The sequence below is a fragment of the Methylomonas rhizoryzae genome, from assembly GCF_008632455.1.
GTDB classification, from domain to species: Bacteria; Pseudomonadota; Gammaproteobacteria; order Methylococcales; family Methylomonadaceae; genus Methylomonas; species Methylomonas rhizoryzae.
Genome location: NZ_CP043929.1, coordinates 2,756,853 through 2,779,815 on the forward strand (window position 1 = coordinate 2,756,853; position 22,963 = coordinate 2,779,815).

A 22,963-nucleotide genomic window follows, 5' to 3' on the forward strand; every position below is an offset into this window, starting at 1 on the left:
CTACCCCGCTTGCTTGGATAACACGCCCTCGCGTGTTAAAAATTCTAATAATCCTTCCGCTGCCGCTTCGGCCATGTCCAGTACCCGTTCGAAACCGTAAGCTCCGCCGTAGTACGGATCCGGTACTTCACGTTGATTGAGCTGGGGGGCGAAGTCCAACAGATATTTAATCTTATCTTTATGCGTTTCCGGACAAATATCCTGCAATATCGAGAAGTTATCGCTATCCATTGCCAAAATGACATCGAATTTTTCAAAATCCGCCGCCGCTACCTTGCGCGCCCTTAGATGCTTTAACTCGATTCCACGATCGCGTGCCGCTTTTCGTGCCCTCAGATCCGGAGCGTCGCCCACGTGATAGGCATGAGTTCCGGCGGAATCAACCTCGAACAAATCCGACAAGCGCCGTTGCGTGAGCAAGGCTCTAAACACCCCCTCAGCAGTTGGCGAGCGGCAAATATTACCCATACAAACGAAAAGAATCCCAATTTTTTTCATACACTTACAATCAAGTTATAACTATTTTTTAAAAAACACAGTACGGAACTAAGCACAAGACATTAACCGGCGATACATTCATTTCGGTGCTTGCCGGAAAGTTCCCCTTACCTTAATCATCCTCTCACAATTTTAACAAAGGGTAACAGGAGAGCGAATTGCTACTACAAGTTTAGATCCACCTCGGATAGCCGGGTAAAAAACCTTTATATACAAAGCTAGCCGGGATGCTTTAAAACAGAAATTAACCGCTCTTAATCCACCGCCGCAGCCCCGAAAAATGCAAAGCTAAGTGGGAGCTGCAACACCGCTGCGGCGAAGGCGGCGCTCCCTAATGACTTTCAAAGCATGCCTAACGCCGGTAAATTTCGCTGCCTACCTTGAGGGCACGTTTGGCGAGGGCCTTGTGCGGACCGGATTTACCGAGTATGAACAGGCTGTGCGGCAACGACAGCCGGGCCAACAGTTGTTGAGTCAGTTTTTGTTCTTTGGCGAAAACATCTTTAGCAAACACCAAAACGTAGGTTTTTGCATCCGGATAGTGTTGCATCGGTTTTTCGGCCAACCACAGGCGTTTAATGCCGGTGACCGCAGCGGCAGCCTGACGCAGTGCGGCCAGGGTTGCGGCGTCGACTTGCGGTTCTATCAAACTATCTTTGTGGCTCAAGTGTTGGCGCTCCAGGTCGGCGGCCCGGTTGACGTCCATTTGCCGGTCGGCCCGGTGCTGCCATTGTTCGGCCTCCGCCTGCTCGCCTCGGCTGCGGTGGAAATGTTCCAGCCAGCGGTAGCCGTCCAGCGCCAGTTCCGGCTTGGCTTCTATTGCGACCTGCATGGCGGCGACGCCTATCGGATTATTGCGCTTCAACAACAGCCGACCGATCACGAAATCGGCGTCCGGGTCGGCCTGCATGGCGCGGTAACGCTGGTACAGCGGGAGCGGATCTTTATCCGATTCAAATTCTTCGGTCAGCGTCGCCAGCCGCCACAGCTGTTCCGCCGTCATAGCGTCGGCGGGGATTTGTGCCAGCTCGGCCAGTTGCTGCCGACCTTGCCGGCAATACTGAAATCGTTCGCGCCATCGCTCGCCGTGGTGTTGTAACCACAGCCGGTCGAAATCGGCCAATACTCCGGGCAATTGTTGCCCCAGCCAAACCTCGGCAGCCGACAGGGCAGGCATTTTCGGCAGGGGCGCATCGATTTGCAGGGCCTGCAGCCGGTCGTACAAAGCGGGATGGGTATCGTAATGACCGGTTTGCACCGCCAACGCTTCGACGACCTTTCCGCGCAATTCGTCGATCGAGAACGGTGTTTCCCGCAGAAAGTCGCGCAGGGAACCAAACGGCGCCACCGGTTGTTCGTTGCGCTCGGCCTGTTGAAAAAACGGCGTCCAATAGCGCTCGTTGACCAAACCGGCGACAACGTGACTGTTGACTAATGCTTGGGCGGCGTCCGCGCTGCTGGTCAACTGCGCCGAGACGGCGTCGGCGGCAAATTCGTTGCTGCGCGCTAACGCGAACGAATAAGCGGCGAAAGTTGGCGCATACCAATCGAAAAAGCGCCGCATCAGCGAGGCACCGATGTTTTGCTGGTGCGCCAAACCTTCCATAATGCGTTGCCATCCTAGCCGAACCCGGTAAATCCAGCCACCGAAGCGGCTGTGCGCGGCCGATAAATGCCCCAGTTCGTGCGCGATTACCGCATCGGCCTGGGCCGGCGTCAGGCTAAACAGCAGTTCCAAGCCGAGGATCAAGGTGTTTTTCGGCCAGCCGAATACGCCGAGGCGCGGGGTTTGCACAATCGCCGCATTGGCTTCCGGCGTCAAAATTACCTGGTGGATACGCGGCGCGTCGAGCCGGCGGCTCAAGCTTTTCAAGCGTTCGAACAGTTGCGGATACGCTTTGGCTGTCAGCCGGTAGCCTTCCGGCGCTTCGAACCGCACCCACAAGGCTCGCAGCAACACGTAAATCATCCCCACGATCACGATGATCAGTTTTTTCTTCAGCAAAAAAATCACGAAGGTGGTACTGACCAGCGCGGCCCAACCGATGCCTGCACTGAGGGCCAACAGAATAAACAATACGCCGAATATCACCGCATAACCCAACAAGGCTAGTAAGCCTACCTTGGCGCGGTAAGTACCGGGCCTCTCTTGCGCTTCCTGTTCGGCGCGTCGGATCAGGGCCTCCAGGCGTGCGCGTTGTTCGGCGGTGGTTTTCATGCAAGCTCCTTATAAACGTACGACGTGACAGTTGCCTGAGGCATTTTGCCGGTTGGAATACCTCATTGGCTCTAACGGAAATAATACGTCGATTTTAACTTTTAGGGTAGTCAGTCAGGAGGAGCTTGAACGACTACCGACATACCGGCAATCGGATCTGGCGCGGCATGCGCTACCATCAATCGCGCTCGTGCCGGTTATAGATAAGCTTCGATGGTGAAAGGGCGCTCCTTGGCTATTCGAAAGCCAATTCGCGGGAGGACGGTCGTTGAAAAATTTTCATAGTAAACCCTTCAACAAACCGCTGCCGCAGGCTGGCATTCGCCGGGAGCAACCCGGCCTATGCAGCGTTACAATCGAGGCGGCGACAGTCACGGATTTACTGGTTATACCAATTCGGCCAATTATTCCAGTTGCCCCAGTTGTTCCAGTTCGGCCAGTTGGGCCAGTTGGCCCATTGAGCCAACATCGAGCGGGCTTTATTTACGGCCGTATCCGTTTCCGCGGATTCGCAAGCGGACGGCGGCTCAGCCTGTTCGAGCAAATTTTGCCGCACAGCCTGTACACGGGTTTCCAAGGCTTGTTGTTGCCGGTGGCCGGCATTAGCGGGATTGAGCGGACTCGCTAAACAAACCAGCCCCAGCGTGCGCAACAAGTAGGTCAAAAATGCGCGGCAACGGTTGCGACTTAGGGATGCGGATGCTTGCTTCATAACAAAATCTCCGGGTCTGAAAAGGCGAATACAGGCTAGGCTATCGACGCGGTTAGCGATAGGAAATGGAAGCGAATTTACTGCCGCCGCACTCGTCTTAAAACTCCAATGGCCGGCAGTGTAGCTTAACTGCGCGGATTTGCGACAGCGAAAATCGCCTGCCACGCTCTCGGCCATGGCGAATCGAAACCCATTCTCGCCACCCACCTACTCCAGCAGTTTGAGACGCCCTTCAATCAGACCGAGTAAAGGCAGCAAACGCCGCTCCGGATATGTCGTTTATCGCTCAAACAGACAAACGGCATGTAACAAATGTCGGATAAATCACCAACGGCGAGCACCACTCGCCCGCTTTTATCCTACAAATTTCATGGTATTATCCGCCTCGCCATTTAGGCACAAATGTTGCGGTATTTGTCGCGGTCTGATCGGGCTGCGGGCTGGCCGCAACTCGATCCATAACAATAACGACAGCGTTGCACGCCATCAGCACAACAGCGGGAGCTGAACGGTATCGGCCAGGCTAGCGGCGCAAACAAGCCATGCAGGAGCTTACATGATCGAAACCTTTTACGACGTGATGCGTAGGCAGGGCATCACCCGCCGCAGCTTCTTGAAGTTCTGCAGCCTGACCGCTGCCTCGCTGGGCTTGTCCCCGGCCTTCGCCCCGAAAATAGCCGAGGCGATGGAAACCAAACCGCGCATTCCGGTATTGTGGTTGCACGGTCTGGAATGCACCTGCTGTTCGGAGTCTTTCATCCGTTCCGGCCATCCTTTGGCCAAAGACGTGATTTTGTCGATGCTGTCATTGGATTACGACGACACCATCATGGCTGCGGCCGGCCATAACGCCGAGGCCATCGTCGACGAGATCGTCGAAAAATACAAAGGCAATTACATCCTGGCGGTGGAAGGCAATCCGCCGCTGGCCGAAGACGGCATGTACTGCATCATCGGCGGCAAACCCTTTGTCGACCAGTTGAAATACGCGGCGGAAAGCTGCAAAGCCATCATTTCCTGGGGCTCGTGCGCCTCCTGGGGTTGCGTACAGGCTGCCAAGCCGAATCCGACTCGCGCCACGCCAGTTCACAAAGTACCGGGCTTAGCCAACAAGCCGATCATCAAAGTGCCGGGCTGCCCGCCAATTGCCGAAGTGATGACGGCGGTGGTGGCTTACATTCTGACCTTCGACAAATTGCCGACCCTGGATAAACAAGGCCGGCCGCAAATGTTCTACAGCCAGCGCATCCATGACAAGTGCTACCGCCGTCCGCATTTCGACGCCGGCCAGTTTGTCGAGCAATGGGACGACGAAGCCGCGCGTCAAGGCCAATGCCTGTACAAAATGGGTTGCAAAGGCCCGACCACCTATAACGCTTGCTCGACCGTGAAATGGAACGAGGGCGTGTCGTTTCCGATTCAATCCGGCCACGGTTGTATCGGCTGTTCCGAAGACGGCTTCTGGGATAAAGGCAGTTTCTACGATCGCCTGACCGGCATCAACCAGTTCGGCATCGAAGCCAACGCCGACGTGGTCGGCGGCAGCGCGGCCGGCTTGGTCGGTGCGGGCATTGCCGCGCACGCCGGTCTGACCGCCCTGAAAAACGCCAAACAAGCCGACAACCATCCCGGAGCTGAATAACCATGACCGTCACCAATACCCCCAACGGCTTTCATCTGGACGACGCCGGCCGCCGCGTAGTGGTCGATCCGGTTACCCGCATCGAAGGCCACATGCGTTGCGAAGTCAACATCGACGCCGACAACATGATCCGCAACGCGGTATCCAGCGGCACCATGTGGCGCGGCCTGGAAGTGATTTTGAAAGGCCGCGATCCGCGCGACGCCTGGGCCTTCGTGCAACGCATCTGCGGCGTCTGCACCGGCACCCACGCCTTGACTTCGGTGCGCGCGGTCGAAGACGCGCTGAAAATCAAGATCCCGGAAAACGCCAACTCAATCCGCAACATCATGCAGTTGAGCTTGCAGGCGCACGACCACTTGGTGCATTTCTATCATTTGCACGCCTTGGATTGGGTCAATCCGGTCAACGCCTTGAAAGCCGATCCGAATGCGGTGTCGGCATTGCAGCAACAGATTTCGCCGAGCAACCCCAAGTCATCGCCCGGCTATTTCCGCGATACGCAAAACCGGCTGAAAAAATTCGTCGAATCCGGCCAGCTTGGTCCGTTCAAAAACGGCTATTGGAGTAATCCGGCCTATTTGCTGCCGCCGGAAGCCGATTTGCTGGCGGTAACCCACTACCTGGAAGCCTTGGATTTTCAAAAAGACATCATGAAAATCCGTACCGTGTTCGGCGGCAAGGATCCGCATCCGAACTGGCTGGTCGGCGGCGTGCCTTGCGCGATCAATATCGACGGCGTCGGCGCGGTCGGCGGGGTCAACATGGAGCGTTTGAATCTGGTGTCGTCCATCATCGACCGCACCATCACCTTCATCGACCAGATCTACATTCCGGACCTGTTGGCCATCGCCCAATTTTATAAAGGCTGGCTGTACGGCGGCGGCTTATCGGGTTCCAGCGTGCTGGCGTACGGCGACATTCCGGACAAAGCCAACGACTATTCGGCCGCCAATCTGTTGATGCCGCAAGGCGCGATCATCAACGGCGATTTAAGCAAGGTGCACGAAGTCGACGTGCGCGATCCCGAGCAGATCAAAGAGTACATTCCGCACTCCTGGTACAAATACGCCGACGAATCGGCAGGTTTGCATCCGTGGGACGGCGTGACCGAACCGAATTACAAATTAGGCGCTAAAACCAAAGGCGACCGCACCCACATTCAAGAGTTGGACGAATCGGCCAAATACTCGTGGATCAAAGCGCCACGCTGGAAAGGCCACGCGATGGAAGTCGGCCCGCTGGCCCGCTACGTAGTCGGCTATGCCCAAGGCCACGAGGAAATCACCGAGCAGATCAATTTCGTGCTGAAAACCCTGGACGTCCCGGTCAGCGCTTTGTTCTCCACCTTGGGCCGTACCGCCGCGCGCGGTCTGGAAGCGCAATGGGCCGCCGGCAAAATGCGCTACTTCATGGACAAATTGATGACGAACATCAAGGCCGGCGATTTGGCGACCGCCAACGTCGAGCGCTGGGATCCGGATACCTGGCCGAGCAGCGTCAAAGGCGTCGGTTTTACCGAAGCGCCGCGCGGCGCGTTAGGCCACTGGCTGAAAATCGAAGACACCAAGATCGCCAACTATCAATGCGTGGTACCCACGACCTGGAACGGATCGCCGCGCGACGAACAAGGCAACATCGGCGCCTTCGAAGCCTCGTTGATGAACACTAAGGTTAAACGACCGGAAGAACCGGTTGAGATTTTGCGTACCTTGCACAGTTTCGACCCTTGCCTGGCCTGTTCGACCCACGTTATCAGCCCGGACGGCAGCGAACTGACCCAGGTTAAAGTGCGTTAATCCCGAAAACTCGACAACGGGTAGGCACAGCCTACCCTGCGGTACTACCTAGCGGAGTCACTATGAACAAATTACTTTTCGCCACTGGCTTGCTACTGGCTGCCGGTACGGTCCACGCCCACAGCCATCCTGGCATCGATAGCTTCAGCCACGCGCTGGAACATTTTGCCTTAAGCCAACCGGCCGGTTGGAGCGACGCTCACTGGATCATTCCCACCGTGTTAGCCGCTTTATTGTTGGCTTGGCAGCTGCGGAGACCGCAATGAAAGCGCCGGACGCTCCGGTTTACGTTTACGAACTGCCGGTCAGGCTGTGGCACGCGGTCAATGCGCTGGCCATCGTCGTGCTGGCTGTCTCCGGCTACTTGATTGCGTCGCCGTTATCGTCGCCGGCCGGCGAAGCTTCAGCCAATTTTCTGATGGGCTACATTCGCTTTGCGCATTTCGCCGCCGGTTACCTGCTGGCAATCGGTTTAGTGGGGCGCTTGTACTGGGCAGCGGTCGGTAACGAACACGCCAAACAAATTTTCCTGCCGCCCTTGCTCAGCCCACACTTCTGGGAAGGCGTGTGGTGCGAAGTCCGCTGGTATTGCTTTCTGGAAAAACAACCACGGCATTACATCGGCCACAATCCGCTAGCTATTTTGGCCATGCATTTCGTGTTCGTCTGGGGCGTGCTATTCATGATTTTCACCGGCTTTGCCCTGTACGGCGAAGGCGAAGGTCAAGGTAGCTGGCAATTTGCCCTGTTCAGCAGCTGGCTGTTACCGCTGTTCGGCGACAGCCAGACCGTGCATACCTGGCATCATCTGGTGATGTGGTTCATCGTTTGCTTCGTGTTAATCCATATCTACGTGGCGATACGCGAAGAAAAATTATCAGGACAAAGCATGCTGGCTACTATTGCTACCGGCTGGCGCAGCTTTCGCAACGACGAACCGATAGACGATGCCCACTAAGCAGTTTGCGGTGGATGCGCTTTCCCTTACCGTCCCAACCTCGGGCTGGCAAATTCCGGGGACGATAAGTTCGGTGCATCCGCCCCACTATATCCTAAACCGCCACGCAGGCCTACCCGTATGAAGGAAGCGGTCAACATTCTGCTGCTCGGCATCGGCAACCTGCTGTGGGCGGACGAAGGCTTCGGCGTGCGGGTCATCGAGCATCTGCAAAAACACTACTGTTTTCCGGATAACGTTCGAGTGTTGGATGGCGGAACCCAGGGTGTTTATTTGATCGAGCACGTGCAAAATGCCGACGTACTGGTGGTGTTTGACGCTGTAGATTACGGCTTGGCGCCGGCCACGCTGAAACGCGTCGAGAATGATGACGTGCCCAACTTTTTAGGCGCCAAAAAAATGAGCCTGCACCAAACCGGCTTTCAAGAAGTCTTGGCGATGGCGCAGATGCTAGGCCAATATCCCGAGCGTTTGTTGCTGATCGGTGTGCAGCCGGAAGAATTGGAAGATTACGGCGGCAGCCTGCGGCCGGCGGTCAAAGCGCAAATCCAGCCGGCGATCGATCTGGCCCTGGCCTATCTAGCCGAATTTGGGGTATCGGCGCAGCGGTTGGATAGCGCCGCCGAGTTGGACGATCCGGCATTGAATATGCATCGCTACGAGCAAGAGCGCCCCGATGCCGAGCTTGCCTGCCGGCTTGGCGACGAACGCGTGGTTCGCTCCGCCGCATTCGAAATACGTCCACCGCACTCTTTAGAGGACGCCATGCAAGTGGATGTCGACTACCGGGGAAAATACTGATGTGCATAGGCATACCCATGCAAGTCGTGGAAACAGGCTTAGGTTCGGCAATTTGCGAGTATCGCGGCCAGCTGAGCCGCATCGACATGATGCTGGTTGGCGACCAGCCGGTAGGCACCTGGATTTTGGTGTTTCTGGATACCGCCCGCGAAGTGGTCAGCGCGGAAAAGGCCACGCAAATCAGCGACGCCCTGGAAGCCATGCGCTTGGCCATGCAAGGACAAACCAACATTGACCATTTATTTGCCGACTTAGTCGACCGCGAGCCGGAACTGCCGGAGTTTTTACGCCGATGAGCGCCTTACTGGAACAGCTGCAAACCCGCCACGGGCTACCGCTGCTGGACGCCGACAACTTCGACCTGTTCGTTTACGGCCACGCCGACGTCGTGCTGTTTTTCGCTAACGATCCGGGTATATTTCCGGAAAGCCACGACGTGGCCATCGTGTTGCCCGAGCTGCTTAAAGCCTACGCCGGCCGCTTGCACGGCGCGCTGATTGCCCGCACGGTTGAGCGCGAACTACAAGCCCGCTACCGTTTTACCGGCTGGCCTACCCTGATATTCCTGCGCCGCGGCGAGTATTTGGGCGCGATTACCGGCATCAAGGACTGGCAGGAATACGGCCGGGAATTCAGCCGCATCTTGGCCTCGCAGCCCAGCGCGCCGCCGGGGTTTGACATCGGCAAGGTGTGTAGCGGGCAGGCCTGAATTTTATACGTTGGAAAACCTGTAACTTTTTATAGCTCCCACGCTCAGCGTGGAAGCCAGGCTTGAACCGCTCCGCGGTTCCCTGTTGAGACTAAGAGTCTCAACAGCTCTTTAACAATTTGGTGTCGCTATCCTGACCGATTGCGCTTGGACGTATACTATCCCTGCTGCGCCAGCACCGTAGTAGCCTGTTGTCTTAAGTTTCGAGGAGTATTGCAGATATGAATCTCGCACAACTGGAAGCTGAAATATTTTCTCTACCGCATCAAGAACGTGCCGCACTGGCACGACGCTTGTTATTGAGTGTCGAAGAAGTTTCCGAGTCGGAATTCGAGCAATTGTTGGGGGGACGAATCGGCGCGTCGCTTGGCTGATTTTGACTCGGGCAAAGTGCAATCAATTTCCGGAACAGCGGTTGCCGAGTAAGCCCGCACATTGCTCAGATGAACCACGAGTCACTTCGACAGGCGGAAATCTCGCATTAAAACTAATAACAATCCACCGTTATTTTTATATATTAAGAGGAATAAAATGAAACATATTTCACTAATAATATTTATTATGTTTTTTTCTGCTGGCACATCTGCAAAGGCAATTTTATACACCCCACCATTAAGCCCTAGCAGCAGTACTTCGTTTTACTGCCAAATAGCTAATATCAATAAATCCTCAAAAAAAGTTATTTTAGAAATTTATAATGGCAATGGAGAATTAGTTAGAAACTCTACAGTACTTATATTGCCTAATTCCATTAAGGCTATAAGTGGCTCAGACACAGATTCGCAATTTTGTAAATTTACAGTAGTGGATGGAAAAAAGTCAGACGTTCGCGGATCAGCAACTCTATATACTACCGCCGGAGACCAAAGTGATTTGGTAGCACTTCCGGCTCAATGAGTTTCTTCGAGCTAAGAAGCCTAGCAAAAAGTTTGCATCTACCATGCTTTAGTAGAATCCTGCCGGATAGGGCTGTTGCTGCTAGTGTTAAAACCATTGTTACTACACAACAATTAGAACTTTGCCGGCCGCGAAAAATTAGGCGTTGGAGCCATCATCCCAAAAACATTACTGGAGCGTTTGAAATGAGTGCATTAAGCCTAAGACTCCCCAATTCCGTTCATAGACACGTCAAAGAATTTGCACAAAAGGAAGGGGTTTCCATTAACCAATTCATCGCTAGCGCCGTGGCCGAAAAGGTATCGGCATTGGCAACTGAGGATTACTTGAACGCTCGTTCCGAGCGAGCGGATAAAAATGCGTTTGATGCTATTTTGCAAAACGTTTGCGACAGACCACCATTAAGCGGCGACGAATTTTAAAGTTTCCGTTCCCTCGCCCGGAGTGAAAACGAGGAGTTAATTAATAGGTTTTTTCCTCTCGTTCCCACGCGCCGCGTGGGAGCGCAGGTTAACCGCGCTGCGGTAAAGCTAAAACCAATCGCGATAAACCGGTAACAAACCCGCCAACCCAGCATAATCGCGGGCGCTGGAATATCGCCAATGTTCCGGCAAATCGACATAACCGCGTTTGGCCGGGTTGAGGTGGATGTAATCCAGCTTCTGCCTTAAGACTTCGGGATTATCGATCGACTGCGGATGGCTGCCTTCTTCCCACAATTGATATGCCCTGTCGGTTTTATGCGCTTTGCGAAACCATGTGAGTTGGACCAATAGCCGCTCGGCTTTGATTCCGTGAAAATAGTCGATCAACTGGCGGGCAGTGTAAGATTTGAAATGGGCGAGTTGGTTGGCTAGATCGTCGGTTTGTATCAGTAAATGCATGTGATTTTCCAATATCACATACCCGTAAATCCGCCAGCCGTTCTGTTGTCGGCGATAAGACAAAGCGTCCAGTACGATTTGCACGGTGGCCGGGCGGGTGGATAGCGGTATCCAGTTCAAGACTGTGCAGGTCAAAAAGTGCGGATACTCTGACTGGAGAATGCGGTATCGGCTGCGACCCATGGAGTTGACCTTGCTGGTTTGATTGGATTCTATGTTACCGCTGGCGCGGTTAATCTGCATTCCCACGCGGCGCGTGGGAACGAGGAAAACGACAACCGCGTTAGCGACACCGAATAAACAATTACCCAATGCCGGAGACGCTTCGCTCATCCAGCCAACAGTTTAATTCAACAGAAAACCGAAACATGACAAGCATACCCCTCCCAATTTTCGGCCAAGGCTCCCAACCCGCCGAAGAAGACGGCGCCGAGCTGGATTACCTGACCATGCCGGAAGAAATGGCCATCTATCGGATGCCGCAGATCTCTTCCGACTTGAAAGCGCCGGAACTGGCTCCGGCACGGGCCGTAGCCGAGTGCTTGCAGCAGGCATTGCTGGCTTATCCTGAGGTAATGCCGGTCATCGATCTGACCGGTTTGGATTCGGCGAACCGCGCGTTTATCGATGAGTTGCTCGGCGAGGGAGAAGTCAGTGCCCTGGGTGCAGGCGGACTGCGGGTGCAGGAATCGGTTTTGGCCGGAGTATGGCGCTCGCAACAGCTTGAGGGGCAGCAAGTGATTGCCGACTGCCTGGAAGTCGGCGTGATCCCGCAAGCCTTGTTGCAGTCGGCGTTCGCCGGCGCGGCAGCGCAGGTCGAGACCGATATCGTCAACTTGCCGGAAGGCGTGATGAATGCGTTGCCGCTGCTAGCGGAACTGAATGCCAAGATTGCCGAGTACCGGCCCGGCACCGAAGCTCACGTCATCAATTTAAGCCTGTTGCCGCAAACCGAACAAGACTTGGCTTTGCTGGAACAACGCTTGGGCAAAGGGCCGGTAACGATATTGTCGCGCGGCTACGGCAACTGCCGGATAACGGCGACCGCCACCCGTAACGTTTGGTGGGTGCGCTATTTTAATTCACAGGACACGTTGATTTTGAACACATTGGAAGTCAGCGACATGCCCAACGTCGCCTGCGCCTCTAGCGAAGACATCGCCGACAGCGCCCAGCGGCTGGAGGAAATATTGAAGGTTTATCTATGAGCGAGAGCTTTTTCTCCGGCGCTTACGGCGGCGATGCCGCACGGCTGGATGCTAAAGCCAAGCTGGAATGCAAGATTTGCTGGCACGTGTACGACCCGGACTGCGGCGACGAGGTGTGGCAAATTCCGCCGGGTACCGCTTTCGCCGATTTGCCCGATCACTGGAGCTGCCCGGAATGCGGCGCGCCGAAACGGGATTTCCTGTTGTTGGAATCGTAAGCGTGGAATGGCAGGACAGCTCACAAATCCAACACGCGTTGGAAGCGCGCTTTAACGCCATATTGACCGAGCGGATGCAGGACGTGCCGTTGCTCAATCCAAAATTGTCGGTGCAGGCGTTGCCGTTTTACCCGTTTAACGGCGACTGGGTTGGTATATTGCTGACACCCTGGTTCATGAACCTGCTGTTACTGCCAGGAGCGCATAGCGATTGGGTTGCTCAAGCCCCAGGTTGCAAGTTCGAGTGCGCTTTTCCGTACGGCTCTTTTACGTTTACCGTTGCCGAAGAAAAAGATTTAGGCCGTTACGGACTATGCTCGCTGTTTTCGCCGATGTTCCAATTCGAAGATCAAAAGGCGGCAGTCGCCGCTGGCGAAGCGGCGTTGCAAGGCCTGTTGAGTGTGCCGCAACAACCAATGAGCCGTAGAGATTTACTGCGCGGACAGTTCGGCCCTGCTAAATGAGTCCCGGCGGCGAATTAGAGATTCTGTTACGCCATCGCGGCGGAACAGCGCAGTCCGCGAAGATTAGCTCGACCCGTCCGCTGGCAGCGCGGGTGCTAATCGGCAAAACGCCGAACGAAGTATTGGCGCTGGTACCCATGCTGTTTTCGCTATGTGCCGATGCGCATAGCTACGCGGCTTTAATGGCGTGTTTAGCTGCATTGGACCAAGCGTACGACGAGGAAACCGATTTAGCACACGTACAGCTGCTATATGCCGAAACCTTGCGCGAACACGTCTGGCGTATCTTGCTCGACTGGCCTGTTATGCTCGATGAAGCGGCCGACAAATCCGCGCTGGCCGGTGTGCTGAACTGCAGCCGCCGTTTTAAATCGGCCTTATTCGTTGAAGCAGCGGCGTTTAGCTTGGATGCAAAGTCGTCGTTAAACTTCAGTGCCGCAGCACTGGTTGCGGACGAATTGGTTCATTTAATCGATGCCGCAGTATTCTCCGGCTGCATGACCGAGTTCGCGGCGTTGCAGTATGAAGAGGATATGCGGTCTTGGTTGGCGGGCAACAACAGTTGGGCAGGTCGAATCGTACAGCGCTTGTATCCCTGGGGCTGGCAAGCCGCCGGCTGCAACCCGATAGCAGCACTACCGAATTTGGACAGTTATGAACTGCTACAGCGACTGCGCGCGGACGATGCCGAAGCGTTTTGCCTTACGCCGACTTGGCAAGGAGTGTGCTTCGAGAATACACCTTACAGTTTGCAGCAGTCACCGTTGCTGGCGGCATTGCGTGTTAACTACGGCAACGGTCTGCTCGCCCGCTTCGTCGCTTTGCTGCAAGAGGTAAGCCTGTTTTGTGCTCACTTACGCACAACTGAATCCAATGTGCTTTTGACCGATAGCGTGGGTGACGGCGACGCCGGCTTGGCGCAGGTACAGGCGGCTCGCGGCGTATTAATTCACGCGCTGGAACTGCGCGATGAGCGGGTGTACGATTACCGCATCGTGGCGCCGACCGAGTGGAATTTTCATCCGCAAGGTGTCGCGGCGCGCGGTTTAGCCAACTTACGAGCGAAGGACAATGAGGAGCTACGCCGGCAAGCGCAATGGTGGATACAAGCGATAGATCCCTGCGTGCCGTATCGGTTAACTTTGGAGGAAATCTAGCATGCGCCCAATAGCCGCTATTTAACTGTTCTAACCAACCTGACGCGATAACCACCATGCACGAAATGTCGCTCTGCGAAAGTATTTTACAAACCCTGGAGCAGCAGGCGCCGCTACAAAACTATGCCAAGGTAAAGACAGTCTGGCTGGAAATTGGCGCTTTGGCCGGGGTGGAAATCGAAGCGTTAAAGTTCAGCTTCGATCTAGTGGTAAAAGGCTCTCTGGCCGACGCGGCCAAACTGGAAATTATCGAAATACCGGGTGAAGCCTGGTGTATGCCGTGCGGGCGCAACGTGCCGGTCCGGCAGTTATACGACGAATGCCCGCTATGTGGCAGTCATCAGATTCAAGTGAGCGGCGGCGATCAAATGCGGATTAAAGAATTGGAGGTAGAGTAATGTGCGGCGTCTGCGGCTGCGGCGAGGGCCTGAACCACTCGCATGAACACGATCACGATCATCAACATGGCGACGTGCACGAACACCACCATGTGCGTGCCCACAGCCATAGCCAGCACCACCATCACCACGAACACAACCACAGCCATGGTCCGGCACACGCGCATGCGCCCGGCTTGACCCCGGCACGGATGGTGCAGATCGAACAGGATATTTTGTCCGCCAATAACCGTTATGCCGGCGACAACCGGCGCTATTTCGGCGAGCGCGGTATCTTGGCGTTAAATCTGGTGTCCAGTCCGGGCTCCGGCAAAACCACTTTGCTGACTGAAACCGTGCTGCGTTTGAAAGACCAGATAGCGATGGCGGTAATCGAAGGCGACCAGCAAACAGCCCGCGACGCCGACCGCATCCGCGCTACCGGCGTGCCGGCCGTGCAGATCAACACCGGCAAAGGCTGCCACCTGGACGCACACCGGGTCGGTCATGCCCTGGAAAGTCTGAATCTGCCGGAAAAAAGCCTGCTGTTCATCGAAAACGTCGGCAATCTGGTTTGTCCGTCCGCCTTCGATTTGGGCGAAGCCCACAAGGTGGTGATTCTGTCGGTCACCGAGGGCGAGGATAAACCGATCAAATATCCGGACATGTTTCATGCCGCCGATTTGATGATTTTGAATAAAACCGACCTGCTGCCGCATCTGGATTTCGACGTGGCACAATGCATCCGCTACGCCAAACAGGTCAACCCGAAAATCCGCGTGTTGCAGCTTTCTGCCAAAACCGGCGAGGGCATGGACAATTGGCTGCAATGGCTGCGGGCGGAGTTGGCGTTGCAGGGGATTGGCTATGCCTGACGCCTGCATTTCAAACTCGAAAGATAGGGTATAGTGGCTTTGAGCAGAGTAGGAGTATCGCCATGACCATAGCCGAAATCAAATCGCTCCCCGTCAGCGAACGCATGTTGTTAATGGAGGAAATCTGGGACAGTCTTTGCCGAGAGCCGGAGCCGATCGCCTCGCCGCAATGGCACCAAGAGGTGCTCAACGGCAGAATGGAGCGCCTCGCCTCGCATCAAGCCAAATTGCTGACGTTGCAGGAGTTGAAAGACCGCAATCGATGATCGCTAAAGAATTGCTGTTTTTAGAAAAAGTGGCCGCCGATTTACAAACGGGCAAACGGTTTTACGACGCCAGCCAACCTGGAGTCGGTGGATACTTTTTTGACAGCCTGATTGCCGATATTGAATCCCTGCACTTATACGCCGGCATACATGAAAAGCAATTCGGTTTATTCCGCATGCTGGCCAAACGCTTTCCTTATGCGATTTATTACGACGTTACCGATTCGGCGATTATCGTCGTTGCGGTGCTCGATTTACGGCGTAATCCGATCCGGATCGCAAGCCGGTTAAATAGTCCAACGTCTTGACTTTATTATCACGAGATTTTGCTGATGTGCCTTGCTCTCCCTGCCCAAATTGTTGAAATAGCACCCGCCGGCGACATGGCCACCGCATCGGTGGACGGCGTTAAGGTCGAGGTGTCGCTGGCATTGGTGGAAGACATCAAAGTAGGTGATTATGTATTGGTCCATGTCGGTTACGCCCTGAACAAAATCGACGAAGACGAAGCCTTGAAGACCCTGGCTTTGTTTGCCGAAGCCGGTTTGATTGCCTCATGAAATACATCGACGAATTCCGCCAGCGCGACGTTGCCCAACAACTGGCCGGCGCGATTGCCCAAACTGTCGATCCTGCCCGCCATTATCGGCTGATGGAGTTTTGCGGCGGCCATACCCATGCCATTTTCCGTTACGGCGTGCAGGATCTGATGCCGGCCAACGTCGAATTCATCCATGGCCCCGGTTGCCCGGTGTGCGTGCTGCCGACCGGACGGATCGACAACGCCATCCAACTGGTGCGCGAGCACGAGGTGATTTTATGCACCTACGCCGATCTGATGCGGGTTCCGGCCAGCGAGCGGCAAAGTCTGATCAAAGCCAAGGCGGCCGGCGGCGACATCCGCATGGTTTACTCGACTCAAGATGCGCTGAATATCGCCCGCGACAACCCCGACCGCCAAGTGGTGTTTTTCGCCATCGGTTTCGAAACTACAACACCGCCCACCGCCGTTGCCGTCAAGCAAGCGCAGGCCGAAGGATTGAAAAATTTCAGCGTATTCTGCAACCACGTACTGACCCCGGCAGCGATGCAAGCCATCTTGAACGCTCCGGAACCGGTGCAGATCGACGGCTTTCTCGGCCCGTCCCACGTCAGTAGCGTAATCGGTAGCCGGCCCTACGAAACCTTCGCCGAGCAGTACGCCAAACCCATCGTCATCGCCGGCTTCGAACCGCTGGACGTGATGCAATCGGCACTGATGCTGATCCGCCAACTCAATGCTGGCCGGCGTCAGGTCGAAAACGAATACAGCCGCGCCGTCACCCGCGACGGCAACAGCAAAGCCCAGGCGCTGGTCGCTGAAGTATTGGAATTGCGCCCGCAGTTCGAGTGGCGCGGCCTGGGACTGATTCCCGACAGCGCGTTACGCATCAAACCGCAGTACGCCGAATTCGACGCCGAACGCCGTTTCGCGATGCCGGCGATTAAAGCCAGCGACGTCAAAGGCTGCGAATGCCCGGCCATTTTGCGCGGCGCCAAAAAGCCGCAGGATTGCAAATTATTGGGAACCGTCTGCACCCCGGAAAACCCGATGGGCTCGTGCATGGTGTCGTCGGAAGGCGCTTGCGCGGCGTATTGGAGCTATGGCCGGGTCAGAAATCACTCAGCAGGTAAATCGCCAAACGGATTAGCGCTAAGCAACTGATGATTGATGACTTGACCGTGCTGCAGGTCTTCCGAATATAAGCGGTCACAATCGGCCGCCAACCCGGCGCCGACGATCAGCCTGCGTACCAGGAAAAACCGTCAAGCCGCAGCAGTTTAACCGTATCCGGAGAAATTTATGAAACTCGATCGTTCAATAATATGGTTGTGTTTGTCGCTGGGATCCGTCGCACATGCGTCCCCGGTTTCGTTGGCCTTCGACAGTTTACCGAGCGCCCAAGGCTGGGAATACTTCGGAACCTGGGGTGAGCAAGGTCAATACCTGCAACCGGAAACGGAAGTTTTTCAGACACAAAACGATACGTTAACTCAAACAAGCTCGGTAAACGAAGGCGCCCGCTATTTTTACCGTTGGACCTTCGATCAAGCCTATTCGCACGGCTTCGAAATCGACATCCGCGCCAGAGTAGTCGATTTCGACCCGCAATCCGACAGGACGGGCTTCCAATTTCAACTAAGCTCGCAACCACTGGGCTCGGTGCTCTCGCTATTTTTATACGACGCCTATCTGGATTGGTTTTACGTGTCGCAATCGGGAACGGTCAACAGCGTCGTTTACGACAATAGTCAATTTCACGACTATCGATTCCGCGTGACCGATGCCGGGTGGTTACAATTTACAGTGGATGGGCAATTGATCGCGACACAAAGCATAGCCCCCGGTGCGTTTGTGCCTTATCAAATTTATTTCGGCAATCTGACGGGTGATAACAGTGCCAACGTCGAAATTGCCCGCTTGAGCGTTAAACCCGTGCCTGTGCCTGCCGGCCTAGGTTTGCTTATGATCGGGCTTGGCTGCATGATCAGCTTCAGTAAAAAACCTGGGGGATCTTAGGCTGTGAAGGCTTGATAAAGCCGTGGCAATCAGCTGCCGGCTAGGCTCCCCTATGACCGGTCACGACATCAAATACGTCGATTCCGGCTCCTGCGCGGCCTCCAAAATTTGTTCCATACTGACTTTGTCGTAACCGCCCGATAACAGCACGATGAACCGCTCGCGCAACATCGGACTGTTCCGCGAGCGCACAATAATGTTATTGGCATCCTGCTGTTCCAAAATTCGGTACCAGTTGTAAATCATTTTAAAGATGCGTTCCATCGGCTCGCGAATGCGCTGTTCGTAACGCTGCAAGCGGGCGGCGCCGAAATCGCCGCCCGCCGCTACCCCCTCCAAGATGGTTTCCGCAGCGTATACTCCGCTACGCATCGCCAACGTAACGCCGGCGGAAAATACCGGGTCGACGAACATCGACGCGTCGCCGACCAATACGAAACCATCGCCGTGAAAGCGTTCAGTGGTATAACCGATAGCCGAAATCGTCTTGACGTCCATCGCCTGCTCGGCGTGCTCCAGCCATAGACGTATGCAATCGCAGCCGTCTATCGCCGCGCGAAGACGTTGTTGCGCAGTTTCCCCCAAGCGTTTGGCATATCTCGCATCCAACACCGCACCGACGCTGACCACGTTGTTGCGTAGCGGAATATACCAAAGCCAGCCGCCGTCTATGCTATGAATATCGGTCGTTACCGAACCTTCCATGACTGCGCCGAAGCTGACGAAATCGTGCGGATTGCGGCGAAAACCGCCGTTGAAATGGGCGAAATGGCTGATCTTGTTTAACTCCGGCAACGGCCGCCGCCAGCCGAACCTGCGCGCGATCAAGGATTCCCGCCCCGACGCGTCAATCACGACCGGCGCATGGATCGGCCGTGCTTCGCCCCCTATCGGCCCGGCGGTCACGCCTATCGCCGCGTCGCCGTCGAACAGCACTTGCGTTACCGACCATTCGCGCCGCACCTCGACACCGCACGATGCGGCGTGTTCCAAAAGTATTTGGTCGTAACGAGCGCGTTCGACATGGTAGGTATAAGGCCGTTCGAAATAGTCCGGATACTCGGCAGTTAACAACAGCACCTCAGGCTTTTGATTGAACATGCCGAAGTGAATACCCTGCTTAACCGTAAAGCCTTCGGCTTCTATTTTTTCGGTAACTCCCAACCGGCGCCAAATTTCCCAAGCGGCCGGCAGCATCGATTCACCGATTTGAAAGCGTGGAAAGCGCTCGCGTTCGAACAGCACCACCCGTAAACCGGCCTGAGCCAGCAAAATTGCCGCACTACTGCCGGCCGGACCGCCGCCTATCACTACGGCGTTGAAATATTCGCCTGATGTCATCGGATTTCTCCCTGATTGGTGATACCGCCATCGGTAACACAAACGCCTCTACAAAATAACACGCCAGCAGTCGGCTTGTGCGAGCGAATAAACCGCGGCCATAGCTGCGGCCAATCCATGTTTGTCATAATGCTCGGTTTCACAATGCCGATCACTATCCGTCATGTCCACCAGCGAAATTTTCCTGATTGCAATCTCCAGCATTTATACCCTGCCTTACCTGATTTGGCGCATCGCCAGAACCGACTACTTCGCCCCTTTGGTGGTGGTGCAAATCGGTACCGGCATCTTGTTGGGGCCGGGGGTGCTCGGCGCGGTTTATCCGGAATACTACAGCTTTGTTTTCAATCCTTCGGTGCTGCAAGCCTTGAACGGGATCGCCTGGTGGGCGGTGATGCTGTTTGTTTGGGTGGCCGGCATCGAACTGGATTTGGGCAAAGCCTGGGAATACCGCTTGGAGAGCTCGGTGACTGCGGGCTTGGCCCTAGGAGTTCCTCTGCTATTCGGATGCGCGGCAGCCATGCTCATCCAGTTTTATCCGGGCTGGATAGGCGAACGCGCCATGAATTGGCAGTTTATTTTAGGCATAGGTATGTCCTGTGCCGTCACCGCATTGCCGATATTGATTTTGCTGCTGGATAAACTGCGGATCTTGCGCCACCCCCTCGGCCAGCGCATCCTGCGGTACGCCAGTTTAGACGATATTGCAATCTGGGCCATATTGTCGATCATCCTGCTGGACTGGACCCGAATCGGCAAGCAACTGACTTTTCTAGTGCTATTTCCTCTCTTCGCTTATGGCGTGCGCCGCTTGATGGCTTGGCTGCCGGAACGCGACCGCTGGTATCTCGGCATCATCAGTCTGGCTTTTTTCGGCCTGGGCGCGGATTGGGCGGGCTTGCATTTTATGGTTGGCGCCTTTTTGGCCGGCGCCATTCTGGACAGCGCCTGGTTCGAACACGGCCGGATGGACCAATTACGCCAAAATTTGTTGCTGACGGTAATGCCGGTGTTCTTTCTCAGTACCGGGCTAAAAACTCACTGGTCGTCCGGCGGGCTCGAAGTGCTTATCGCCGCCGGCGTCCTGCTGATTGCGTCCGTCAGCGGCAAATTACTGGGCCTTAGACTGGCCGGAAAACTGTTGAACTGGCAACCGGGCGAAGCGTCCATCATCGGCTGGCTATTGCAAACCAAGGCTTTGATCATGATTATTTTCGCCAACGTGCTGTTGGACAAACAAATCATCACCGGCCAAACCTTTACCGCCTTGCTAGTGATGGCTCTACTTAGCACCATGTTGACCGTACCGGCAGTCGCGCCCAAGCTGGCCCGCCTGCAAGGCCGTAAGAATACCCCGGAATAACCCGGGACTTAACGGTTATGCCGTCTTTAGTCTATGGGATTTTTATTGGCCGGGGACGGCCTCGTGATTACCGATCAAACCCATTTAGCCGCGCCAGCCGAATCCGATGAACTGGCGCCGCCTTTGGGCTGTGGTATAAACCGGCAGTTTACCTAACCCGCTTCTTACACGGGACCGACTACTCGCTTCCCGCCGACTTGCCGCGTTTGGATGAGGAACCCACGCGCTTTTTGCTTTTGTCCTTTTTTACCGAAGCTTCGTCCAACCGGGAAATATTCAACGCCTTACCGACCACCCTCACCTTCTTCAGCGCTTGAAACAAATCTTTAGGCATGCCGGCCGGTAGCTCTACCGTGCTGTATTGATCCTCGATTTTGATACGGGCGATATGATCGCCGTCTATGCCTATCTCGTTAGCAATCGCACCGACGATGTTGCCGGGTTTCACCCCGTCGCGGTGACCGACTTCGATGCGAAACACTTCCATTTCCACCCCTCCCGCCCGATTGGTATTCCGCTCGCGCTTTCGGCTGCGCTCGTTTTTACCGCCCTGGTCTTTCGCTTCGTCGCGGGCGTAATCCTTAGCCGCTTTCTTGACGGTGTCTTTCAGCAGCAGCGGGGTATCGCCCTGCAGCAATTTGGCCAACGCCGCCGCAATATCGGTTGCCGGTACGTTATGTTCGACCTGGTATTGGTTGATCAGCTGACTGTAAAAGCTCAACTCTTCGGCCGCCAGGGTATCGGTAATCCGTTGTTTAAACCGCTTGACCCTGGCATTGTTGATGAACTCGGTAGACGGCAACGGCATTTCTTCCACTTTCTGCCGCGTCGCCTGTTCGATATTGGCCAACAAGCGTTTTTCCCGCGGCGATACGAACAAAATCGCGTCACCGGTACGCCCCGCCCGCCCGGTGCGGCCGATGCGGTGCACGTACGACTCGGTGTCGTACGGAATATCGTAATTGACCACGTGAGTAATCCTATCCACGTCCAAACCGCGTGCAGCCACGTCGGTAGCAATCAAAATATCCAGCTTGCCGTTTTTCAAATGCTCTATCGCCCGTTCCCGCAAGGCTTGCGACATGTCGCCGTTAATCGCCGAGGCGGAAAAACCGCGCGCTTCCAATTTTTCGGCCACTTCGACGGTCGCAGTTTTGGTTCTGACGAAAATAATCATGCCGTCGAAATTTTCCGCCTCCAAAATCCGGGTCAAGGCATCCATCTTGTGCGGGCCGCTGACGAAACAATAACGCTGACGAATGTTTTCCGCAGTAGTCGTTTTGACTTTAATCGTCACCTGTTCGGGATCGTTCAAGTATTGCTGCGCGATTTTACGAATCTCCGCCGGCATGGTGGCGGAGAACAAGGCCGTTTGTCGATCGGATGGCGTTTGTTCCAGAATCCATTCGACATCGTCGATGAATCCCATACGCAGCATTTCGTCGGCTTCGTCCAATACCAGGGTTTTCAAGTTATCCAGCTTCAAGGTGCCGCGGCGCATGTGATCCATCACCCGGCCCGGCGTCCCCACGACCACGTGCGCGCCGCGATTCAGCTGACGCAACTGGGTGGTGTAATCCTGACCGCCGTAGATCGGCAATACGTGAAAACCTTTGATATGAGCGGCATAACTTTGAAAGGCCTCGGCCACTTGAATGGCCAATTCCCGGGTCGGCGCCAACACCAAGGCTTGCGGTTCTTTTTGCTTGACGTCGATGCGGGTCAAAATCGGCAATGCAAACGCCGCGGTTTTGCCGGTTCCGGTCTGCGCCTGTCCTAGCACGTCTCGTCCGGACATCACGAACGGGATAATGCGGGCCTGAATCGGCGAAGGCGATTCGTAGCCTACGTTTTGCAATGCTTTAAGTACGGGTTCGGAGAGATTTAAATCTTGAAAGGAAGGCGCAGGGGTGTCTGACATCAAATAATACCTGTAGAAAAAAACATGCCCGCGAAATTGCGGGCACAGCAACTATTGTACCTTAAATCCGGCCGAAATTAACTAACGCGTTGATA

The 22,963-nt window shown here is 55.1% G+C and carries 29 protein-coding genes; 23 read left to right on the forward strand and 6 right to left on the reverse strand.

Annotated features, from left to right (window positions below; all coding sequences use genetic code 11):
* The 3 genes from F1E05_RS12310 to F1E05_RS12320 form a co-directional block, all read right to left on the reverse strand.
* Positions 1-498 (reverse strand): low molecular weight protein-tyrosine-phosphatase, encoded by a 498-nt coding sequence (locus F1E05_RS12310; RefSeq protein WP_150048872.1) that lies wholly within the window; start codon positions 496-498, stop codon positions 1-3.
* Between the two features lie 352 nt (positions 499-850).
* On the reverse strand, positions 851-2,716 hold the full coding sequence (locus tag F1E05_RS12315) for a M48 family metallopeptidase (RefSeq protein WP_150048874.1): 1,866 nt from the start codon (positions 2,714-2,716) through the stop codon (positions 851-853).
* A gap of 379 nt (positions 2,717-3,095) precedes the next feature.
* Entirely contained in the window at positions 3,096-3,428 is a 333-nt protein-coding gene (locus F1E05_RS12320) for a hypothetical protein (RefSeq protein WP_150048876.1), read from the reverse strand.
* 556 nt (positions 3,429-3,984) lie between these two features.
* Here F1E05_RS12320 and F1E05_RS12325 point away from each other — a divergent pair.
* The 11 genes from F1E05_RS12325 (at position 3,985) to F1E05_RS12365 (ending at position 10,656) form a co-directional block, all read left to right on the forward strand.
* On the forward strand, positions 3,985-5,070 hold the full coding sequence (locus F1E05_RS12325) for a hydrogenase small subunit (protein ID WP_190303126.1): 1,086 nt from the start codon (positions 3,985-3,987) through the stop codon (positions 5,068-5,070).
* 2 nt (positions 5,071-5,072) lie between these two features.
* A complete protein-coding gene (locus tag F1E05_RS12330; RefSeq protein ID WP_150048878.1) occupies positions 5,073-6,869 on the forward strand; it encodes a nickel-dependent hydrogenase large subunit in 1,797 nt (598 codons plus the stop codon).
* 62 nt (positions 6,870-6,931) lie between these two features.
* On the forward strand, positions 6,932-7,135 hold the full coding sequence (locus F1E05_RS12335; RefSeq protein WP_150048880.1) for a hypothetical protein: 204 nt from the start codon (positions 6,932-6,934) through the stop codon (positions 7,133-7,135).
* On the forward strand, positions 7,132-7,827 hold the full coding sequence (gene cybH, locus F1E05_RS12340; protein ID WP_150048882.1) for a Ni/Fe-hydrogenase, b-type cytochrome subunit: 696 nt from the start codon (positions 7,132-7,134) through the stop codon (positions 7,825-7,827). The genes F1E05_RS12335 and cybH overlap by 4 nt, the downstream gene beginning before the upstream one ends.
* A gap of 120 nt (positions 7,828-7,947) precedes the next feature.
* A complete protein-coding gene (locus F1E05_RS12345) occupies positions 7,948-8,628 on the forward strand; it encodes a HyaD/HybD family hydrogenase maturation endopeptidase (RefSeq protein WP_150048884.1) in 681 nt (226 codons plus the stop codon).
* Entirely contained in the window at positions 8,628-8,924 is a 297-nt protein-coding gene (locus F1E05_RS12350; protein WP_150048886.1) for a HypC/HybG/HupF family hydrogenase formation chaperone, read from the forward strand. The genes F1E05_RS12345 and F1E05_RS12350 overlap by 1 nt, the downstream gene beginning before the upstream one ends.
* On the forward strand, positions 8,921-9,337 hold the full coding sequence (locus F1E05_RS12355) for a thioredoxin domain-containing protein (RefSeq protein WP_150048888.1): 417 nt from the start codon (positions 8,921-8,923) through the stop codon (positions 9,335-9,337). The genes F1E05_RS12350 and F1E05_RS12355 overlap by 4 nt, the downstream gene beginning before the upstream one ends.
* A 221-nt stretch (positions 9,338-9,558) precedes the next feature.
* On the forward strand, positions 9,559-9,711 hold the full coding sequence (locus F1E05_RS20280; protein WP_190303127.1) for a hypothetical protein: 153 nt from the start codon (positions 9,559-9,561) through the stop codon (positions 9,709-9,711).
* On the forward strand, positions 9,704-9,763 hold the full coding sequence (locus tag F1E05_RS20910) for a hypothetical protein (RefSeq protein ID WP_408631338.1): 60 nt from the start codon (positions 9,704-9,706) through the stop codon (positions 9,761-9,763). The genes F1E05_RS20280 and F1E05_RS20910 overlap by 8 nt, the downstream gene beginning before the upstream one ends.
* Positions 9,764-9,868: 105 nt before the next feature.
* Entirely contained in the window at positions 9,869-10,234 is a 366-nt protein-coding gene (locus F1E05_RS12360; RefSeq protein ID WP_150048890.1) for a hypothetical protein, read from the forward strand.
* A gap of 185 nt (positions 10,235-10,419) precedes the next feature.
* Positions 10,420-10,656: a toxin-antitoxin system HicB family antitoxin gene (locus F1E05_RS12365; protein ID WP_150051972.1), complete on the forward strand. Its 237-nt coding sequence runs from the start codon at positions 10,420-10,422 to the stop codon at positions 10,654-10,656.
* 108 nt (positions 10,657-10,764) lie between these two features.
* Here F1E05_RS12365 and F1E05_RS12370 read toward each other — a convergent pair whose 3' ends face one another.
* Complete coding sequence (locus tag F1E05_RS12370) at positions 10,765-11,301, reverse strand: REP-associated tyrosine transposase (RefSeq protein WP_150051974.1); 537 nt, start codon at positions 11,299-11,301, stop codon at positions 10,765-10,767.
* 185 nt (positions 11,302-11,486) lie between these two features.
* On the opposite strand from F1E05_RS12370, the gene F1E05_RS12375 reads away from it, so the two are divergent.
* The 11 genes from F1E05_RS12375 to F1E05_RS12425 all read left to right on the forward strand — a co-directional run bounded on the left by F1E05_RS12375 (position 11,487) and on the right by F1E05_RS12425 (position 18,243).
* On the forward strand, positions 11,487-12,326 hold the full coding sequence (locus F1E05_RS12375; RefSeq protein WP_150048892.1) for a hydrogenase expression/formation protein: 840 nt from the start codon (positions 11,487-11,489) through the stop codon (positions 12,324-12,326).
* Positions 12,323-12,544 carry a rubredoxin gene (locus F1E05_RS12380; protein ID WP_150048894.1) on the forward strand — a complete coding sequence of 74 codons (222 nt, stop codon included), beginning with the start codon at positions 12,323-12,325 and terminating at the stop codon, positions 12,542-12,544. The genes F1E05_RS12375 and F1E05_RS12380 overlap by 4 nt, the downstream gene beginning before the upstream one ends.
* Positions 12,545-12,546: 2 nt before the next feature.
* A complete protein-coding gene (gene hybE, locus F1E05_RS12385; protein ID WP_150048896.1) occupies positions 12,547-13,008 on the forward strand; it encodes a [NiFe]-hydrogenase assembly chaperone HybE in 462 nt (153 codons plus the stop codon).
* Complete coding sequence (locus tag F1E05_RS12390) at positions 13,005-14,165, forward strand: nickel-dependent hydrogenase large subunit (RefSeq protein ID WP_150048898.1); 1,161 nt, start codon at positions 13,005-13,007, stop codon at positions 14,163-14,165. Before hybE ends, F1E05_RS12390 begins: the two co-directional genes overlap by 4 nt.
* A 56-nt stretch (positions 14,166-14,221) precedes the next feature.
* Positions 14,222-14,563 carry a hydrogenase maturation nickel metallochaperone HypA gene (gene hypA, locus F1E05_RS12395; RefSeq protein ID WP_150048900.1) on the forward strand — a complete coding sequence of 114 codons (342 nt, stop codon included), beginning with the start codon at positions 14,222-14,224 and terminating at the stop codon, positions 14,561-14,563.
* Positions 14,563-15,417 (forward strand): hydrogenase nickel incorporation protein HypB, encoded by an 855-nt coding sequence (hypB, locus tag F1E05_RS12400; protein ID WP_150048902.1) that lies wholly within the window; start codon positions 14,563-14,565, stop codon positions 15,415-15,417. The genes hypA and hypB overlap by 1 nt, the downstream gene beginning before the upstream one ends.
* A gap of 62 nt (positions 15,418-15,479) precedes the next feature.
* Positions 15,480-15,683 carry an addiction module protein gene (locus F1E05_RS12405; RefSeq protein ID WP_150048904.1) on the forward strand — a complete coding sequence of 68 codons (204 nt, stop codon included), beginning with the start codon at positions 15,480-15,482 and terminating at the stop codon, positions 15,681-15,683.
* Positions 15,680-15,991 carry a type II toxin-antitoxin system RelE/ParE family toxin gene (locus tag F1E05_RS12410; RefSeq protein ID WP_197737360.1) on the forward strand — a complete coding sequence of 104 codons (312 nt, stop codon included), beginning with the start codon at positions 15,680-15,682 and terminating at the stop codon, positions 15,989-15,991. Before F1E05_RS12405 ends, F1E05_RS12410 begins: the two co-directional genes overlap by 4 nt.
* Positions 15,992-16,015: 24 nt before the next feature.
* Complete coding sequence (locus F1E05_RS12415; protein ID WP_150048906.1) at positions 16,016-16,243, forward strand: HypC/HybG/HupF family hydrogenase formation chaperone; 228 nt, start codon at positions 16,016-16,018, stop codon at positions 16,241-16,243.
* Positions 16,240-17,388 (forward strand): hydrogenase formation protein HypD, encoded by a 1,149-nt coding sequence (gene hypD, locus F1E05_RS12420; RefSeq protein WP_150048908.1) that lies wholly within the window; start codon positions 16,240-16,242, stop codon positions 17,386-17,388. Before F1E05_RS12415 ends, hypD begins: the two co-directional genes overlap by 4 nt.
* Positions 17,389-17,526: 138 nt before the next feature.
* Positions 17,527-18,243: a hypothetical protein gene (locus F1E05_RS12425; RefSeq protein ID WP_150048910.1), complete on the forward strand. Its 717-nt coding sequence runs from the start codon at positions 17,527-17,529 to the stop codon at positions 18,241-18,243.
* A gap of 60 nt (positions 18,244-18,303) precedes the next feature.
* On the opposite strand, the gene F1E05_RS12430 is transcribed toward F1E05_RS12425, so the two are convergent.
* A complete protein-coding gene (locus F1E05_RS12430) occupies positions 18,304-19,584 on the reverse strand; it encodes an NAD(P)/FAD-dependent oxidoreductase (RefSeq protein ID WP_150048912.1) in 1,281 nt (426 codons plus the stop codon).
* A gap of 163 nt (positions 19,585-19,747) precedes the next feature.
* Here F1E05_RS12430 and F1E05_RS12435 point away from each other — a divergent pair, with 163 nt between their 5' ends.
* Positions 19,748-20,947 carry a cation:proton antiporter gene (locus tag F1E05_RS12435; protein WP_150048914.1) on the forward strand — a complete coding sequence of 400 codons (1,200 nt, stop codon included), beginning with the start codon at positions 19,748-19,750 and terminating at the stop codon, positions 20,945-20,947.
* 178 nt (positions 20,948-21,125) lie between these two features.
* Here F1E05_RS12435 and F1E05_RS12440 read toward each other — a convergent pair whose 3' ends face one another.
* Complete coding sequence (locus F1E05_RS12440) at positions 21,126-22,868, reverse strand: DEAD/DEAH box helicase (protein ID WP_150048916.1); 1,743 nt, start codon at positions 22,866-22,868, stop codon at positions 21,126-21,128.
* Between the last annotated feature and the right edge of the window lie 95 nt (positions 22,869-22,963).